The 17604-nt window shown below is 61.6% G+C and carries 14 protein-coding genes; 9 read left to right on the top strand and 5 right to left on the bottom strand.

Annotated features, from left to right (window positions below):
* Positions 1 to 203 precede the first annotated feature (203 nt).
* From ACSSVH_RS12190 to ACSSVH_RS12175, 4 genes are all read left to right on the top strand, one after another.
* The gene (locus tag ACSSVH_RS12190) at positions 204 to 1097 is read left to right on the top strand and encodes a bestrophin family protein (protein ID WP_170041497.1); all 894 of its coding nucleotides are present in this window, start codon (positions 204 to 206) and stop codon (positions 1095 to 1097) included.
* A 75-nt stretch (positions 1098 to 1172) separates the two neighbouring features.
* Positions 1173 to 2231: a tetratricopeptide repeat protein gene (locus tag ACSSVH_RS12185; protein ID WP_169952487.1), complete on the top strand. Its 1059-nt coding sequence runs from the start codon at positions 1173 to 1175 to the stop codon at positions 2229 to 2231.
* A 142-nt stretch (positions 2232 to 2373) separates the two neighbouring features.
* Positions 2374 to 3876, top strand: a complete 1503-nt coding sequence (locus ACSSVH_RS12180; protein WP_169952490.1) for an ATPase domain-containing protein — start codon at positions 2374 to 2376, stop codon at positions 3874 to 3876.
* Positions 3873 to 5543 carry a response regulator gene (locus tag ACSSVH_RS12175; RefSeq protein WP_492634603.1) on the top strand — a complete coding sequence of 557 codons (1671 nt, stop codon included), beginning with the start codon at positions 3873 to 3875 and terminating at the stop codon, positions 5541 to 5543. Before ACSSVH_RS12180 ends, ACSSVH_RS12175 begins: the two co-directional genes overlap by 4 nt.
* 73 nt (positions 5544 to 5616) lie before the next feature.
* On the opposite strand, the gene ACSSVH_RS12170 is transcribed toward ACSSVH_RS12175, so the two are convergent.
* The 5 genes from ACSSVH_RS12170 to ACSSVH_RS12150 form a co-directional block, all read right to left on the bottom strand.
* On the bottom strand, positions 5617 to 5994 hold the full coding sequence (locus ACSSVH_RS12170; RefSeq protein ID WP_029290496.1) for a response regulator: 378 nt from the start codon (positions 5992 to 5994) through the stop codon (positions 5617 to 5619).
* Between the two features lie 78 nt (positions 5995 to 6072).
* A complete protein-coding gene (locus ACSSVH_RS12165; protein ID WP_169952496.1) occupies positions 6073 to 7266 on the bottom strand; it encodes a hybrid sensor histidine kinase/response regulator in 1194 nt (397 codons plus the stop codon).
* On the bottom strand, positions 7260 to 7865 hold the full coding sequence (locus tag ACSSVH_RS12160) for a chemotaxis protein CheB (protein WP_169952498.1): 606 nt from the start codon (positions 7863 to 7865) through the stop codon (positions 7260 to 7262). The genes ACSSVH_RS12165 and ACSSVH_RS12160 overlap by 7 nt, the downstream gene beginning before the upstream one ends.
* Positions 7862 to 8677, bottom strand: a complete 816-nt coding sequence (locus ACSSVH_RS12155) for a CheR family methyltransferase (RefSeq protein WP_169952500.1) — start codon at positions 8675 to 8677, stop codon at positions 7862 to 7864. The genes ACSSVH_RS12160 and ACSSVH_RS12155 overlap by 4 nt, the downstream gene beginning before the upstream one ends.
* A 15-nt stretch (positions 8678 to 8692) precedes the next feature.
* Positions 8693 to 12193 (bottom strand): response regulator, encoded by a 3501-nt coding sequence (locus ACSSVH_RS12150; protein WP_492634602.1) that lies wholly within the window; start codon positions 12191 to 12193, stop codon positions 8693 to 8695.
* A 207-nt stretch (positions 12194 to 12400) separates the two neighbouring features.
* On the opposite strand from ACSSVH_RS12150, the gene ACSSVH_RS12145 reads away from it, so the two are divergent.
* The 5 genes from ACSSVH_RS12145 (at position 12401) to ACSSVH_RS12125 (ending at position 17587) form a co-directional block, all read left to right on the top strand.
* Positions 12401 to 12757 (top strand): response regulator, encoded by a 357-nt coding sequence (locus tag ACSSVH_RS12145; RefSeq protein ID WP_169952505.1) that lies wholly within the window; start codon positions 12401 to 12403, stop codon positions 12755 to 12757.
* 224 nt (positions 12758 to 12981) lie between these two features.
* Positions 12982 to 13743, top strand: coding sequence for a hypothetical protein (locus ACSSVH_RS12140; protein WP_169952507.1), 762 nt, complete (start codon positions 12982 to 12984; stop codon positions 13741 to 13743).
* A 9-nt stretch (positions 13744 to 13752) separates the two neighbouring features.
* On the top strand, positions 13753 to 15210 hold the full coding sequence (locus ACSSVH_RS12135; protein WP_170041504.1) for a DUF1254 domain-containing protein: 1458 nt from the start codon (positions 13753 to 13755) through the stop codon (positions 15208 to 15210).
* A gap of 25 nt (positions 15211 to 15235) precedes the next feature.
* Entirely contained in the window at positions 15236 to 16636 is a 1401-nt protein-coding gene (locus ACSSVH_RS12130) for a DUF1254 domain-containing protein (RefSeq protein ID WP_169952511.1), read from the top strand.
* 45 nt (positions 16637 to 16681) lie between these two features.
* A complete protein-coding gene (locus tag ACSSVH_RS12125) occupies positions 16682 to 17587 on the top strand; it encodes a transporter (RefSeq protein ID WP_169952514.1) in 906 nt (301 codons plus the stop codon).
* Positions 17588 to 17604: the final 17 nt, after the last annotated feature.

The raw sequence follows: 17604 nt of genomic DNA, 5'->3' as shown, positions 1-17604 counted from the left end.
TGAAGCTGCGCAAATAGTGGCGCCAGAGCGGCGCATGGACAATGGTCAAAGCTTTCAATGTGGCTGACTGGTTTGGCCAATGGCGCCGTGGAACAAACCGTTGCGTCATAGAGGCCAACAATCAGCCGGTCAACCCAAGCGATTGGACGCCCCGCCCACCAGCTTCTAATCTGAGGGCCTGCGCCACCGAAGAAGCCCCCTCGATGATTGTTCGCCCCAAACCCAACCTGTTCGGCATCCTGTTCTCCCTCAAGGGCTCGATTGCCAAGCGCATTGCCCTGCGCAGCCTGCTGGTCACGCTGCTGGCCTCGGTGATCGTGTTGGTGGAAACCCTGCACCCAGCCTATTTCTCCAAGGTCAACGCCACGCCGTTCACCCTGCTGGGGCTGTCGCTGTCGATCTTCATGAGTTTTCGCAACAACGCCTGCTACGACCGCTGGTGGGAAGGCCGCAAGCAATTGGGGCAGATGGTCATTGAAATCCGCTCGCTGATCCGTGAGAGCCAGGTTTTTACCCTGCCCGGCGAGCGCGAAGGCCTGTTGCGCGGCCTGTGCGGCTTTGCCCACGGCCTGGTGGCGCGCCTGCGCCTGGAAGACGAAGCCAGTGCCATCAAGCCGTGGATCAACGTGGAACCCCGCCACCCGAACCCGCCCGACCGCATCCTGCAAACCCTCGGGGCCCACTGCTCGGACGCCGCGCAACAGGGGCGGATCAGCGACTGGCGCTACACCCAGCTGGAAACCCGCCTGGTCGGCCTGAGCCAGGTACAGGCTGCCTGCGAGCGGATCAAGAGCACGCCGCTGCCCTTCCCCTACACCTTGCTGCTGCACCGCACCATCTATCTGTTCTGCATCCTCCTGCCGTTTGCCATGGCCGAGCCCCTGGGCTGGCTAACGCCGATTTTCACCGCCATTGTCAGCTACACCTTCTTTGGCCTGGATGAGATCGGCGACGATCTCGAAGACCCTTTTGGCTTCGATGAAAACGACCTGCCGTGCAATGCCATCGTGCGTACCCTGGAGCGGGAGATCCTCGCGGCTCTCGGCGAAACCACCCTGCCGGCGCCCCTGGAGCCCGTGGACTACGTGCTGACGTGACACAGGTTTGACACTCGTCGGTGTCTGACCGAAGCTGACCACTTTGCACTAGCTGCCCAGCTTTCGGACGCCTGCATGTCAAAGTCACGCCGTTACGCGATCATCGGCCTGAGCGCCCTGTTGTTTGTCGCACTGATCTTTTGGTATTTCTCCCGCACCCCCAGCGTGTCCGTCCCGCCGGCTGTTGCCCACGGTTACTCCAAGGCCCTGAAACAGGCACATAACGGCGAGCCTGGCGCCGCGCGCGTGTTGTATCAGCAACTGGGCCGGCCGGACCTCTCCGACATCCGCCGCGCCGCCCTGCACGGAGAATTGCACAACTACCCAAGCCCCCAGGCCTTGAAGCTGGCGGACAAGGACCTGAGCCACGAATCCCCCCTGGTGCGCCAGGCGGCCATCGCCAGCATCGTCGGCCTGGTGCCCAGCGGCCAGCGCACCCTGTTGCTCGGCCCATTGCTCGATGATGACGAACAAAGCGTACGGTTTGCCGCCGCCAATGCCCTGCTGGGCCTGTCGCCCGACACCCTGGGCCTGTACTTCGGCCCCTTGCAGCTGGTGCTGGATGAATATGTGAAGTACCTCAAGACCCAGCCTGAAAGCCCCGAAGGCTGGATCCAGCTGGCACGCCTGTACATTCACAGCGCCCTGCTGCCCGAGGCGCAACATGCGCTGGAACAGGCATTGCGCCTGGATCCGCAGAACCTGCCGGCAGTGGTCGCGCGCATCGAGCTGCTGGACAGACAGGGCAAGGTCGATGACTCGCGCCAGGTGCTCGCCACCCAGTTGCAAGCCCACCCCGAGTCAGCCTACCTGCAACATGCCCTGGGCATGTGGCTGCTGCACCATGGCGAGCGCGAGTACGCGCTGCTGGGCCTGTCCAAGGCGGTGGAGCTGGAACCCGACAACCAGGATTACCGCTACGACCTGGCCACCACCCTGCACGACCAGGAGGAACTGGAAGCCGCCCAGCGCCAGTTGGAAGAAATCGTCCAGCGCCACCCGGCCAACCGCAAGGCGCGGGTGCTGTTGATCAACTATTGGAAAGAAAGCGGCCAGTTGCAGAACGTGCAGGTGCTGCTGGCCCAGCTGGAGCAGCAAAACCCGGACGATCCGGCCCTGCAACAAGGCCTGTGACGCGCGCCAGGCATTGAAATCTGTGGACTGCCTTGCACAAAAACAAGAAAACGTTGAACCGCCCCACAGCCCAACGGTCAAGTGAATATGGCGCGCCTTGACCGGCGCGCCCCTCAACTTATACGTGACCCGAGGGCACTTCTTGTCTACATCCAAAGAGCTGTTCACAGCAAAGGCGGCCACCGGCATCGAAGGTCTTGATGACATTCTTGCCGGGGGGCTATCGCGTAGCCATCTGTTCCTGCTCGAAGGTGAGCCCGGCACCGGCAAGACCACCGTGGCCCTGCAGTTTCTCCAGGCCGGCGCCAAGGCCGGGGAACGATCGCTGTATATCACCCTGTCGGAAACCGAGCGCGAGCTGCGCCAGGGCGCCAAGTCCCACGGCTGGGACCTGGATGAGCACATCCATATCTTTGAACTGACCCCACCTGAAAGCCTGCTCAATGCCGAGCATCAGCAAAGCCTGCTGTACTCCTCCGACCTTGAGCTGGGCGAGGCCACCCGGCAGATCTTCGAGGTGGTAGAACGGGTCAAGCCCACCCGCGTGGTGATCGACAGCCTCTCGGAAATCCGCCTGTTGGCCCAAAGCTCGTTGCGCTATCGAAGGCAGATCCTGGCGATCAAGCACTACTTCGTGCGTTACGAAGCGACCGTGCTGCTGCTGGACGACCTGACCACCGAATCCCTGGATAAAACCGTACACAGCGTGGCCCACGGGGTAATCCGCCTGGAAGAACTGACCCCCAACTACGGCGCGGAACGACGCCGGGTACGGGTGGTGAAGTACCGTGGCCAGAAGTACCGGGGGGGCTTTCACGACTTCACCATTATGGAAGATGGCGTGCATGTGTTCCCCCGCCTGGTGGCGGCCGAGCACCGCAGCGGTTACAGCCGCCAGACCCTGACCAGCGGCATTCGCGAGATGGATGCGCTGCTCGGCGGCGGGATCGAGACCGGCTCCAGCACCCTGATCCTCGGCCCTGCCGGTACCGGCAAATCCTTGATCTCGATGATCTTCGCCGCAGCAGCAGTGGCCCGTGGCGAAAAGGCCGCGCTGTTTATCTTCGATGAAGAGCTGGGCCTGCTGTTCGACCGCATGAAAAACATGGGCATTGACCTGGCCGCCCTGCAAGCCACCGGCAACCTGCTGATCGAGCAGGTGGATGCCGCCGAGCTGTCGCCCGGCGAGTTTTCCCACCGGGTGCGGCGTTGCGTGGATGAGCGCCAGATCAAGACCGTGGTCATCGACAGCATCAACGGTTACCAGGCAGCGATGCCTGAGGAAAACGCCCTGGTGCTGCACATGCACGAGCTGTTGCTGTACCTCAACCGCCGTGGCGCAGCGACCTTCATGACCGTGGCCCAGCACGGCCTGGTCGGCGACATGCAAGCGCCGGTGGATATCACCTACCTGGCAGACACGGTGATCCTATTGCGCTACTTCGAAGCACTGGGCAAGGTACGACGGGCAATTTCCATCATCAAGAAACGCACCGGCAGCCATGAATCGACCATCCGCGAATACCGCATCGCCAGCCGTGGCATGACCATCGGCGAACCCCTCGAAGCCTTCCAGGGCGTGCTGCGCGGAGTGCCCACCTACATGGGTGCCGGCAAGCCGCTGCTCAAGGATGAGAGCTTGTGAGTAGCCTGCCGGCCGTTTCCGAGCGCGCGATCATTCTCGCGCCCTTGGGACGGGACAGCTCGCTGGCGCTGATGATGCTCAACGAGGCAGGTTTCAGCGGTATCGCCGCCCCCAACCTGCCCATGCTCTGCGACGAACTGGAACAGGGCGCGGGCCTGCTGATCATCGCCGCCGAAGCCTTGCACGGGGTCGGGCTGGAACCGCTGCTGGACTATCTGCACCAGCAGCCAGCCTGGTCGGACCTGCCCATCGTCCTGATGACCCACCATGGCGGCACCGAACAGAACGCCTCATCCCACTTGAGCGCCAGCCTGGGCAACATCACCTTACTGGAGCGGCCGTTTCACCCGGTGACGCTGATCAGCCTGGTGACCACCGCCCTGCGCGGGCGCCGACGGCAATACGAAGCCCGCGACCGCCTGATCGACCTGAGCCAGAGCGAACTGCGCCTGCAACGCACTCTCGAAACCCTCGAACAGCAAGTCGAAGAACGCACTGCGCAACTGCGCAGTAACGAAGAAGCCTTGCGCCAGTCACAAAAAATGGAAGCCGTGGGCCAGTTGACCGGCGGTATCGCCCACGACTTCAACAACATGCTTACCGGGATTATCGGCAGCCTCGAACTGCTGCGCCGGCGCCTGGCCCGGGGCCGCCTGGACGACCTCGACAGCCTGATCGACCTGGGCGTGACCTCGGCCAACCGCGCCGCCGGCCTGACCCACCGCCTGCTGGCGTTTTCCCGCCGCCAGTCGCTGGACTCCAAGCCGGTGGAAATCAACCAGTTGGTGACGTCCATGGGCGAATTGCTGCAACGCAGCCTCAATGAAAGCATCGTGCTGGAGATGCAATTGAGCGGGCAGCTGTGGACCGCCGAAGCCGACCCCAATCAGCTGGAAAGCGCCCTGCTCAACCTGGCGCTGAATGCCCGCGACGCCATGCCTGACGGCGGTCGACTGGTGGTCGAAACGCGCAATCGCCACCTCGATAACGTGTTCACCGCCGCCTACGGCACCCTGACCCCGGGCGACTACGTGGAGCTGAACGTCAGCGACACCGGCTGCGGCATGCCGGAAAACGTGATCAGCCGCGCCTTCGACCCGTTCTTCACCACCAAACCCATCGGCCAGGGCACCGGCCTGGGCCTGTCGATGATCTACGGGTTCGCCCGCCAGTCCCGTGGCCATGTGATCATCCACAGTGAGGTCGGCAAAGGCACCACGGTGAGCCTGTTCCTGCCCAGGTTTGTCGGTGAAGTCACTGCCGATTCCCCGCAGGACCCGGCATTGCTGCCGTTTGCCAACGCCGGCGAGTGTGTGCTGATTGTCGAGGATGACCCGGCGGTACGGGTGTTGGTGAGCCAGGTACTGAGTGAGCTGGGCTATGCCTTTGTCGAGGCGGGAGATGCCGACAGTGCGCTACCGATTATCGAATCCAGCCAGCGCATTGACCTGATGATCAGCGATGTGGGCTTGCCGGGCATGAACGGCCGCCAATTGGCGGAGATCGGCCGGCAGATCCGTCCGGACCTGAGGGTGTTGTTCATTACCGGCTATGCCGAGCACGCGGCGGTGCGCGGCGGGTTCCTGGACCCGGGCATGCAGTTGATCACCAAGCCCTTTACCTTCGACCTGTTGACGGCGAAGGTGCGGGAGATGATTCAGGCCTGACATGCGGGGGCATTTGCAAAAAACGCTCCCGCGTCGCTGCACGGTCAGGACCTGCCAGCACGCGCCTGAAGCTTCAGGCCAGCAGCCGCTGGATATGCTCATGCAGCGTATCCAGATCAAACGGCTTGGCCAGGATCGGCGCGTTACGGGTGATCGGGCTGTTGCAGTCGAGGATCTCCTGCGGGTAACCGCTGATAAAGATCACCTTCAATTCCGGCCGCAGCTTGATCGCAGGCTCAGCGATCTGCACCCCGGAAATCCCGCCAGGCAGTCGATAGTCAGTCACCATCAGGTCCAGGTGCGGCTTGGAAGCGAGGATTTCGAAAGCCTGCTCGCCGTCGATGGCCTTGAGAACCCGGTACCCAAGGCCCGCGAGGTACTCGCCCAGCACGAACATGATCGACTCGTCATCCTCGACGATCAGTACAACATCTTGCGCATCTTCACTCATGGGAAGCCTTTGTCCGGTCAATTGCTGCTGATACGACCATAGGGTCACGCAGAGGTTGCGTCGGGGTGACGATTGATTTCACGCCCCGGCCCCCAGGGGCAGGCACACACGGAACAATGCGCCCTCTCCTATCTGGCTCTCGACTTCAATCGTGCCGCCGTGGGCCGCAACGATCTGTTCGGAGATAAACAGCCCAAGGCCAAGCCCGGCCACCGCATGGTTGGCCGATACGCGCTCGAACTGCTGGAAAATCCGCTTCTGGTTGTCTTCGCTGATACCGATCCCGCGGTCCCGGACTTCCACCCTGGCCTCGCCATGTTCGGCATACACCCGTACCGCCACCGGGCTCTTGGCGCCGTAGCGCAGGGCGTTGGTCAACAGGTTGGACACCACCTGCTCGATGCGAAACTCATCCCACTTGCCCTCCACCGGCTGCGGCGCATCCAGTTGCACCGACGACTCGGCCGCCGCCACTTGCGGGGCAAAGTTCTCCAGCAGGTTACGCACCAACTGCGCCAGGTCGAACTGCCCCGGGCGGATCGACAGCTTGCCGGTGCGGATCCGCGACACATCGAGCATGTCTTCGATCAAGCGGATCAGGCTCTGGATCTGCCGTTCATCGCGATCGACCATGGCGTGCATCTTGTCCAGGGTAAAGGCAGCGGCGTTGTCCCGAGCCAGGTGCATCTTGCGCAACTGGGTCTCCAGGATCAGGCCGTTGAGGGGCGTACGCACCTCATGGGCGACGATGGACATGAAGTCATCGCGCATGCGCACCGCCTGCTCCAGCTCGGCCTGGGTCGCCTGCAGGCGGTTGAGCAACAACTCCTGCTCGCGCCGGCTTTGCTCCAGGGCTTCGACCTGCTGCTTCATGGCCTTGCTCTGGCGGTGCAGGTCGACGAATACATTGACCTTGCTCTTGACCGCGTGGATGTCCAGGGGCTTGTGCAGGAAATCCACCGCGCCACTCTCGTAGCCCTTGAAGGCGTAATTGAGCTCACGACCGGCGGCACTTACAAACACGATAGGAATGTTCTTGGTCTTTTCGGTGCCACGCATCATCTCGGCCAGTTCGAAGCCGTTCATGCCGGGCATCTGCACGTCGAGAATAGCCATGGCGAACTCATGCTCGAGCAGCAGCGACAAGGCTTCGTCCGCGCTCAATGCCTTGTAGACCTGGCGGTCCTCGCGCTTGATCAGTGCCTCAAGGGCCAGCAGGTTTTCCGGCAGATCGTCGACGATCAGCAGTTTGGCCTGGATAGTACTTAACATGGGGAAGATTCCAGGGAAGCCAGCAAAGCGCCAATCCGGCTCAAGGTAAGAATTTGGTCAGGTGCATGCAATGCCAGTGCCGCCTTGGGCATCACCGCCACCCGGGCCTCGGCAGGGTCCTGGACCACGGTGGTGCCGCCACGCAGCTTGACGTGGGCCAGGCCACGCGCGCCGTCCTGGTTGGCGCCGGTCAAAAGGATCGCCAGCAGATGCGGGCCATAGGCATCGGCGGCCGACTCGAACAGATAGTCAATGGCCGGGCGCGAGTGATGCACGCGCTCTTCCTGGCTCAAGGACAGGCTGCGGTCCTGCTCCACCGACAGGTGGTAGCCGGGGCCGGCAAAATACAGGGTGCCGGGCTGGATCATCTCCTTGTCCCGCGCCTCCACCACATGCATTGCCACGCGCCGGTCAAACACCTCGGCCAACTGGCTGCGCCGCTCATCCGGCAGGTGCAGTACGGCAATGATCGGCAGGTCGAACCCAGGCGCCAAGGCCCCGAAAATACTCAGCAACGCCTCGACCCCACCGGCGGATGCGCCAACGACAATGGCTTGGACACCCGACACACGGGCCGGGCTGGCAGTTGCTTGGTTCATGATTTGCGGTAGATCCGTTCTTGCTTGACCAAGGGTTCGAATTGCTTGCTGTAGGCGGAGAAATCCAGGGTTTCCTTACTGCCCAGCACCAGGAAGCCGCGATGACACAGCGACTCATGAAACAACCCAAACGCCCGATCCTGCAATTTTTTATTGAAATAAATCAGTACGTTACGACATGAAATTAATTGAGTTTCCGAAAATACGCTATCGGTCGCCAGGCTGTGGTCGGCGAACGTTACGTTCTCGCGCAGGGTCTTGTCGAAGATCGCGTAATCGTAGGCTGCCGTGTAGTAGTCGGCAAACGAACGCTGCCCTCCGGCCTGCTGGTAGTTGTGGGTGTAGGCACGCACGTTTTCCAGGGAAAAGATCCCCTGCTTGGCCTTCTCCAGGGAATTGGGGTTGATATCGGTGGCGTAAATGATAGTGCGTTCCAGCAAGCCTTCCTCGCGCAGCAGGATGGCCATCGAATACACCTCCTCCCCGGTGCTGCAGCCGGCGATCCAGATCTTGATCGACGGGTAGGTCTTGAGCAGCGGCACCACTTCCTGGCGAATCGCCAAAAAGTGCGATGGGTCGCGAAACATCTCGCTGACCGGGATGGTCAGGAACTGCAGCAACTGCATGAACGCCGTGGGATCGTGTAGCACCCGCTCCTGCAAGGCCGAGATGGTCTTGCAGTCGAACTGGCGCAAGGCGTGGGCCACACGGCGCTTGACCGAAGCCCCGGAATAGTCGCGAAAGTCATAGCTGTACTTGAGGTAAATCGCCTCGATCAGCAAGCGCAGTTCAATATCATTACTTCGATCCACTTAGTGTATTTCCACTTAAATGCGTTCCATCTTGGGCAACCACACCCGGATCAGCGAAAACAGCCGGTCCAGGTCAATCGGCTTGGCCAGGTAGTCGTTGGAGCCCGCCGCGAGGCAGCGCTCCTGATCGTCCTTCATGGCCTTGGCCGTCACCGCGATGATCGGCAGCTTGCGCCAGCGCGGGTCCTGGCGGATCAAGGCGGTGGCCTCGTAGCCATCCATCTCCGGCATCATCACGTCCATCAATACCAGGTCGATGTCCTCGACCTCATTGAGCCTCTCGATCGCCTCACGGCCGTTGCGGCCAATGACCACAATCGCGCCCTTGTGCTCCAGGGCGCTGGTGAGGGCGAAGATATTGCGCACATCGTCGTCCACCAGCAGCACCTTGCGCCCCTCGAAGACCTTGTCGCGGCTGCGGGCGGTCTTGAGCATCTTCTGTCGTTCCTGGGACAGCTGGGATTCGACTTTGTGCAGAAAGAGTGTCACTTCATCCAGCAACCGTTCCGGCGAACGGGCGCCCTTGATGATGATCGAGCGTGAATACTTGCGCAGTTCTGCCTCTTCGTCGCGGGTCAGGTTGCGCCCGGTGTAGACAATCACCGGCGGGAACGAGCAGATATCCTCGGTGGCCATGCGCTTGAGCAACTCGTTGCCGAGCATGTCCGGCAGCTTGAGGTCGATGATCATGCAGTCGTACACCGTGCTGCGCAGCAGGTCCAAGGCCTCCTGGGCGAAGCCAACGGCGGTGATTTCGATGTCGTCATCACCGATCAGGCGCGCGATGCTGTCGCGCTGCAAATCATCGTCTTCCACCAGCAGGATGCGCTTGACCTTCTGCGTCAGCTTGGCCTCCAGGCGCGCAAATACGTCCTTGAGCTCTTCGCGGGTGGTGGGCTTGACCGCATAGCCGATGGCGCCCATGTGCATGGCGGCTTCCACGCGATCCTCCACGGAAATCACATGCACCGGGATATGCCGGGTCTCGGCGTGTTCCTTGAGGCGTTGCAGCACGGTAAGCCCGGAGTGGTCGGGCAGGCGCATGTCCAAGAGGATCGCGTCGGGCAGGTACTGTTCGGCGAGGCTATAGCCCTCGTCCGCACCATGGGCCACCAGGCAGTGGTAACCCAGCTCATGGGCCAGGTCGAAGAGGATGCGCGCAAAGTTCGGCTCATCTTCCACCACCAGGATGCAACGGGTAACGAACGGTGCCTGCTCGCGGTCGTCGGCAAAGCGCGGGATCAACGCTTCATCCGCCACCGGCAACGGTGAAACCCGTACCGGCGCCACAGGGGCCGGGGCGGCCACCATGGCCCGCGGCTGCTCGATCGGCGGCGCGTCTTCGTCGCGCTCCACGTACTGCTCTGGCAGCACCAAGGTAAAAATGCTGCCCTGGCCCGGCTCGCTGGTGACGTTGATGTAGCCGCCGAGCAAGGTCGCCAGGTCGCGGGAAATCGACAGCCCCAGGCCGGTGCCGCCATAGCGGCGGTTGGTGGTGCCGTCGGCCTGGCGGAAGGCTTCGAAGATGCTTTGCTGCTGGTCGGGCGCGATGCCAATGCCGGAATCGCGCACGGTAAAGGCAATGCCCTCCCCCGGCTGGCGGGAAATGGTCAGGCTGACCTGGCCCTTCTCGGTGAACTTGACCGCGTTGGACAGCAGGTTCTTGAGGATCTGTTCCAGGCGCTGGCGGTCGGTGAACAGCATCAGCGGCGCGCCGGCCTGCACTTCCACCTGGAAACCCAGCTTGCGGTCGCGGGCCAAAGGCTCGAACATCCCGCGCAGGCCCTCGACCAGGCGTGCCACGCTGGTGTTCTCGGGACGCATATCGAGCTTGCCGGCCTCGACCTTGGCAATGTCCAGGATGTCATTGATCAGGTTAAGCAGGTCGTTGCCCGCCGAGTAAATCGACTCGGCAAACTTGACCTGTTCGGCACTGAGGTTTTCCTCGGAGTTTTCCGCCAGCAGCTTGGCCAGGATCAGCGAACTGTTGAGCGGCGTGCGCAGTTCATGGGACATGTTGGCGAGGAACTCGGACTTGTACTTGCTGGAGCGCTGCAACTCGTCGGCGCGGTCCTCCAGCTCGACCTGCACGCGATTGAGCTCGACGTTCTTGCGGTCCATGGCGTCGCGCTGGTCGGCAAGGATCTGGGTCTGCTCGGCCAATTGCTCGTTGGTCTGCTCCAGCTCCGCCTGCTGGGTTTCCAGGTGCGCCTGGGATTCCTTGAGAATGCGCGACTGCTCTTCGAGTTCCTCGTTGGCGGTCTTGAGCTCTTCTTGCTGCACTTGCAACTCTTCGTTGAGCTGCTGGGTCTCGGCCAGCACTTCCTGCAAGCGCTGACGATAGCGCGCCGCCTCGATGGAGGTGCCGATATTGCCCGCGATCAGCTCCAGCAGCTCCACATCGCGGTCGTCCAGGGGGCGCAAGAAGCCCAGCTCGATCACCCCATTGACCCGGTCATCATCACTGGTCGGCACCACCAGCACGCTACGCGGCGCGCCATCACCCAGGCCCGAGCTGACCTTGAAGTAATCCACCGGCACATCGTCCAGGCGAATCAAACGGTGCTGCTGTGCCGCCTGGCCGACGATCCCCTCATCGCGGTAGATCGCCTGCTCCTGCTGCTCCTGCTCCCGGGAAAAGCCATACGCGGCCACACGCTTGAGGCCGCCATGTTCTTCGCGCACATACAGCGCAGCCACCACCGAGCCCATGTACTGGGCACAGAATTGCAAAATATTGCGCCCCAGCAGGTTCAGGGTCAGTTGGCCAAGCACCTGTTCGGCCAGCCCGGTCTGCCCGTTGCGCAGCCAGGCCTGCTGTTCCAGGCGCTTGGCGATCTTCATCTGCGAGGCCAAGTTGGCGCTGTAACTGTCGGAAAGCACCAGCAGATTCTTTCTGCCGACGTAGGCCAGGAAACCACTCAGGCCCAGCACAAACAGCAGGTAGAAGGTCACGCTCAGGACTGTGGTGCGAGTCACGTCCTCATTGCGGTCGATGCGAAACTGCTGCTCCATGGCAACCGCGGCGTCGTATTCCTTGCGAATTTCGTCGGTCAGGCGCTTACCCCTCCCGGCTTTCACCGCGCCACGGTAATCACCGTTCTGCCGTTGCAGGTCAATCATCGTCTGGGCGTAGTTGTTCCACTCCAGTTGCAGCGATTCCAGGCGCTTGAGTCGGTCCACTTGCTGGGGGTTATCCGCCACCAGCGCCTGCAAATTGCGCAGGTCGGAAATGATCCGTGGCTTGGCCACTTCGTAGGGGTCGAGAAAATGCTCATCCCCGGTAATCAGGAAACCGCGCATGCCGGTTTCCTGGTCGACGGTCAGTTTCGCGGTTTCATTGAGGTTATTGATCACCCGATCGGTGTGCTCCACCCACTGGATCACCGATAGCAGGTAGGTGATCAGGCACACGAAAAACACCGCGCTGAGCACACCCACGCCCAATGGCAAGGCCACGTTACGGCTCAGGAGTTTGCGGAAACTGTTTTCATCGACGGACGATGCGGGAGTCATGGGCGTGCCTTGGCCAAGAGCGGAAAAACCGGGAGTTTGCCCCAAAATCGTCGGTAAGGGCTACGTTTATGACGTATTTCAACGACACACTCAGGACATTGCGCCGGATTATCGGCACAATACCCACCCCGCTTGGGGAACTTGCCGGGATCGACGCAACTCACTAGAGGATGGTCTCGTTAACACCATCATCTGGGAACCCTCATTATGTCCGCTGCCTCCACCATCCTTGTCGTCGAAGACGATGCCATCGTGCGCATGTTGATCGTCGATGTGCTCGAAGAACTGGAGTTCAAGGTGCTCGAGGCTGAACACGCCGAAGCCGCCCTGGTATTCATAGAAGACAACATCCATGTGATCGACCTGATGATGACCGACTGGGGCCTGCCGGGCATGAATGGCAAGGAGCTGGCGCAGCGAACACGCACATTGCGCCCAAGCCTGCCCATCCTGCTTGCCAGTGGCTATGCCGAAAACATTGAGCTGCCCGCAGGTGTGCAGATGATTGCCAAGCCATTCTCCATCGATCAACTGCGCGATAAAGTCAAAAGCATGCTGGGTTGACTCCCCCCCCCTGTATCCCCGCAAACAAACCGTGATTGCCCCCACACAAAGTCATTAATTCGTTCGAGTGACTAGCGAGTCTGAATTTAACTGCTAGCTTCAAACGACATGTCCTACCAGGTTTTCGAATAAGGACTACCGGCAGCCCTACGAAAGCGCTATCGGGTCAGTGACCAAGGAACTGGGGAATCATCATGTTCACAGCACCGCGACTTCCAGCATGTATGTTGGCCGCTTTACTGTTGCCCGCGTGTTCTGCCCAGGCCGATAACGCCGAAACCGCCAACAAGAGCAACAACCCGCTCAACATGGCACCCGGCGCCAACTTGCAGGACTACTACACCCCCAGGCTGTACGACACCAATGCCCATACCAATGACGTGTTGCTGCGCGGCACCCTGCCCATTGCCCCCTCGGACTTTATCGGCGTGCCCCAGCTGCTGCGCGCCACCCTGCCCCTGAGCACTCGCCCCGATCCCCATAGCGGCTACAGCACCGGCATCGGTGACCTGAACCTGTTCGATATCTTCCTGCTCAAGACCGAAGGTGTGCAGTTGGGCATCGGCCCGCAGCTCACCGCGCCGACTGCCGAGCACGATGAACTGGGCACCGGCAAATGGCAGGCCGGCCTGGCAGCCGTGGCCATCGACGCCTCGCCCCGTGGCCTGCTGGGCGCGCTGGTGCAGTACCAGAGCTCGTTCGCCGGCGACCGCGACCGGGCCCACGTGGAAAGCGCGACCTTCCAGCCCTTCATCATCCATAACCTGCCCAAGGGCTGGTACCTGCGCTCCACGGGCACCTGGACCTTCGACCTGAAGAACGACACCCACTACATCCCCATCGGCTTTGGTGCGGGCAAGGCCTGGAAAGCCGGCAGCAATATTCTCAACGCCTACGTCGAGCCGCAGTGGACGGTGGCGCGCAAGGGCGATGGCCTGCCGCAGTTCACCCTGTTCGCCGGGATCAACGTGACTTTCGGGAAATAAGGACGATTTATGCAGGCCCTGATGCGCAATGCCGGCTTCACCCTCCTGGCTCTGTCCGCCAGTTGTGGAGTGGGCGTGCATGCCCAGACCCTCGACACCCGCATCGGCCCGATCACCATGGAGGGCGAATTGCCCGCCCACAGTGAAATCGCCAAGCTGTACGGCGAGCTGGATTTCCAACAGGCCACCCAGAGTTTTCTCTGGGCTCTGCCGCTGGTGTCCTACGCCCAATGGCAGGACGAATTCAGTACCAAGCTCGGCGCGCGCAGTGGCGACCTGATGGTGCTCACCACCTACGAAGACAAGCTCGGGGTGATCACGGCCAATGCCACCACCCCGTATATCCTGGGGTTTGTCGACCTCAACGAGACCGGCCCGCTGGTGATCGAGTTGCCACCGGGGCCTACCGCCGGCGGCATTGGCGACTTCTGGCAGCGCGCAATCATCGATATGGGCCAGACCGGCCCGGACCAAGGCAAGGGCGGCAAGTACCTGGTGCTGCCACCGGGCCACGAACCGCCCGCCGATGCGGGCAAGTATTACCTGGCCAAGTCGCAAACGATGAACGTGCTGGTGGGCTTTCGCGTGCTCGACCCCGACCCGGCCAAGGGCAAGGCCCTGGTCGAGCAATTTCGCATGTACCCCTACGCCCAGCGCGCCAACCCTGGCAAAACGCGCTTGCTGTCACCCGCTGGCAAGCCGTGGTCCGGCACCCAGCCGCGCGGCATGGCGTACTGGGAGCGCCTGCACGGGATCATCCAGAAGGAGCCAGTCAACGAGCGCGACCGTTTCTACATGGCCATGCTCGCCAGCCTGGGCATTGAGAAAGACCGGCCGTTCAACCCCAACGAGCACCAGCGCCAGGCCCTGGAGCAAGGTGCGCAGATGGGCGAGTTGATCGCCAAGGCCAACGCCTTCGCCAAGCGCTTCCCCCAGGCCCAGTACTGGCCGGACCGCCAGTGGGATACGGTGCTGAACATCGCCGACCCCTCCCAGCGCGTGACCTTCTACGACCAATTATGGGAGCGCAGCGCCTGGTTCTATGAAGCGGTGACCAACACCAAGGGCATGGTCTCCAAGACTCCGGGCCTGGGCCAGACCTACCTCGGCGCCTACACCGACCAGAAGGGCCAATGGCTCGATGGCGCCAAGCACTACAAACTGCACGTGGGCGCCAACCCACCGGCCAAGCAGTTCTGGTCGATGACGGTGTACGACATCGACAGCCGCTGCCTGATCGACAACCCACAACGCAAGGCCGACCTGTCTTCTCGCCAGGACCTGAAGAAAAATCCCGACGGTTCGGTGGATTTGTACTTTGGCCCCACCGCGCCAAAAGACTTCGAGAACAACTGGGTGCAAACTCTGCCGGGCAAACACTGGTTCAGCTACTTCCGCTTGTATGCCCCTACCGAGGCCTACTTCGACAAGCGCTGGAAGCTCGACGACATCACCCCTGTTCCCTGACGGTTTGAAGGAAGGACGCACCAACATGATTGGAAAACCGACGCGCCTGCTGCTGGCGAGCCTCTCGATACTGCTGAGTACCGGCGCCTGGGCGGACTTTACCGCCTCCCCCGGCGAAGCCCGGGCCATTGCCAAGGAAGCGTACCTGTATGGTTTCCCGGTAGTGGAAATGTACAAGACCCTCTACACCCAGGCGGTGGACAAGGGCGGCGCCAACTTCAAGGCGCCGTTCAACCACATCGGCAACACCGCCAAGGTTTTCACCCCCAAGGACACGGCCTTCGTCACCCCCAATTCGGACACCCCTTACTCCTTTGTCTGGCTGGACCTGCGCCGCGAGCCGATGGTGCTGACCCTGCCGAAAATCGAGGACAACCGCTATTACTCCGTGCAGTTGATCGACCTCTATACGCAGAACTTCGCCTACCTGGGCACCCGCAGCACCGGCAACAATGGCGGGCACTACATGGTCGCCGGGCCCGACTGGAAGGGCCAGCAACCGGTGGATGTGGACCGTGTGGTCTACAGCGAAAGCAATATCGCCTACGCCCTGTATCGCACCCAGTTGTTCGATGACAAGGACCTGGCCAAGGTCAAGCAGATCCAGGCCGGCTACAAGGTCCAGCCCCTGAGCGGCTACGTCAAACAGGCAGCGCCGGCCAAGGTGGCGAAGATCGAGTGGCCCAAACCGGTCGCCGAGATGAGCGACAGCCCGCAGTTGTTCCGCTACCTGAACTTCATGCTGGCCTTCGCCGCGCCCCAGGACAGTGAAAAAGAGCTGCTGGCGCGTTTTGCCAAGATCGGGATCGCCCCTGGCGCGCCGTTCAAGGTTGCCCAGTTGAGCGCCGAACAACGCAAGGCCCTGGAAGACGGGATCGCCGATGGCAAGGCCGAGTTCGCCACCTTCAAGAAAGACAAGGTCGACACCCATCAAGTGGCCAGCGGTGACCTGTTCGGCAGCCGCGACCACCTGCAAAACAATTACCTGTACCGCTACGCCGGTGCCGACATGGGGATTTTCGGCAACTCCACCGATGAGGCCGCCTACATGGGCTACTTCGTCGACAGCGAGGGCAAGCCGGCCAACGGCGCCAAGCACAGCTACACCCTGCACTTTGCCAAGGGTCAACTGCCGCCCGCCGACGCGTTCTGGTCACTGACCATGTACAACGGCAAAAACAAGCTGTTGGTGGCAAACCACAAGAAACGCTACCTGATCAACTCGCGGATGTTGCCCCAGCTCAAGCTCGATGCCGATGGCGGCCTGACGCTCAAGGTCCAGCATCACGAACCGCCCAAAGCAGAACAAAGCAACTGGCTGCCAGCACCACCCGGTCCGTTCTACGCCGTACTGCGCATTTACCTGCCCAAGCCTGAGGTGGGTAACGGCCAGTGGAAACTACCGGCGCTGACCCCGGTGAAATAACCGCCCCGACACCCCTGACATCAGGCCCAGACAAGGAGTAGCGCCATGGTTTCACGCAGTCGACTGAGTGCATTCGCCGCCGCCACGCTGGCGCTGGTGCCAGGGATAAGTGTTGCGGACAATGCCAGGGATTGGCAGAACACCCCTACCGATCTGAATATGCTGTTCGGCTACTACAACCGGGTGGACACCAACACCCCCATCGACACCACGCTGCCCATCGATGGCCTGTCGCTCAACGCCGATGTGTATCTGTTGCGCTACGCGCGCTCGTTTGGCATCGACGGGCGTAACAGTGCCATCCAGTTTATCCAGCCCTATGCCGATGTTTCGGCGTCCTTCGATAACGCGCGCTTCTTCGATGGCACCAAGCACAACGGCGGCATGGGCGATGCCCAGGTGGTGTTCGCCCATAACATCTTCGGCGGCCCGGCCCTCACGGCGGCGGAGTTCGCCAGCTGGAAACCCGAGACCTTCCTGACCGGTGCCCTGTGGGTCACCGTGCCCACCGGTGACTATGACAAGGACCGCGTGATCAACATCGGCGCCAACCGCTGGGTGGTCAAGCCAGAACTGGGCTTCGGCACGCCGTTGGGCCCCACTTGGCTTGAGATCAATACCTGGGTCTCGCTGTTTGGCGACAACGACGAGTACCACGGCGACAGCAAGCTGGAGCAAAAGCCGCTGTACGCCATCGAGGGTCACTACAGCTACACCATCAATCGCGCGCTCTGGGCCTCGCTGGATGCCACCTACAGCCGGGGTGGTGAAAGCAAGATCGACGGCATCTGGCAGGACAACAAGCAGGAAAACGGCCTGTTGGGGGCAAGCCTGGGCTTTATGCTCACGCCGCAATTCGGCGGGTTGCTGGCCTATTCCGACACCATTGCCGAGCGACGCGGCTCGCCCGACGTGAACACCTGGACCTTGCGCATGCAATACGTCTGGTAATCGCATTCGTGAGGTAC

This window comes from Pseudomonas sp. HC1(2025) (assembly GCF_058742075.1).
The sequence above is the reverse complement of the archived record's forward strand: the minus strand, read 5'-3'. Positions and strand labels throughout refer to the sequence as shown.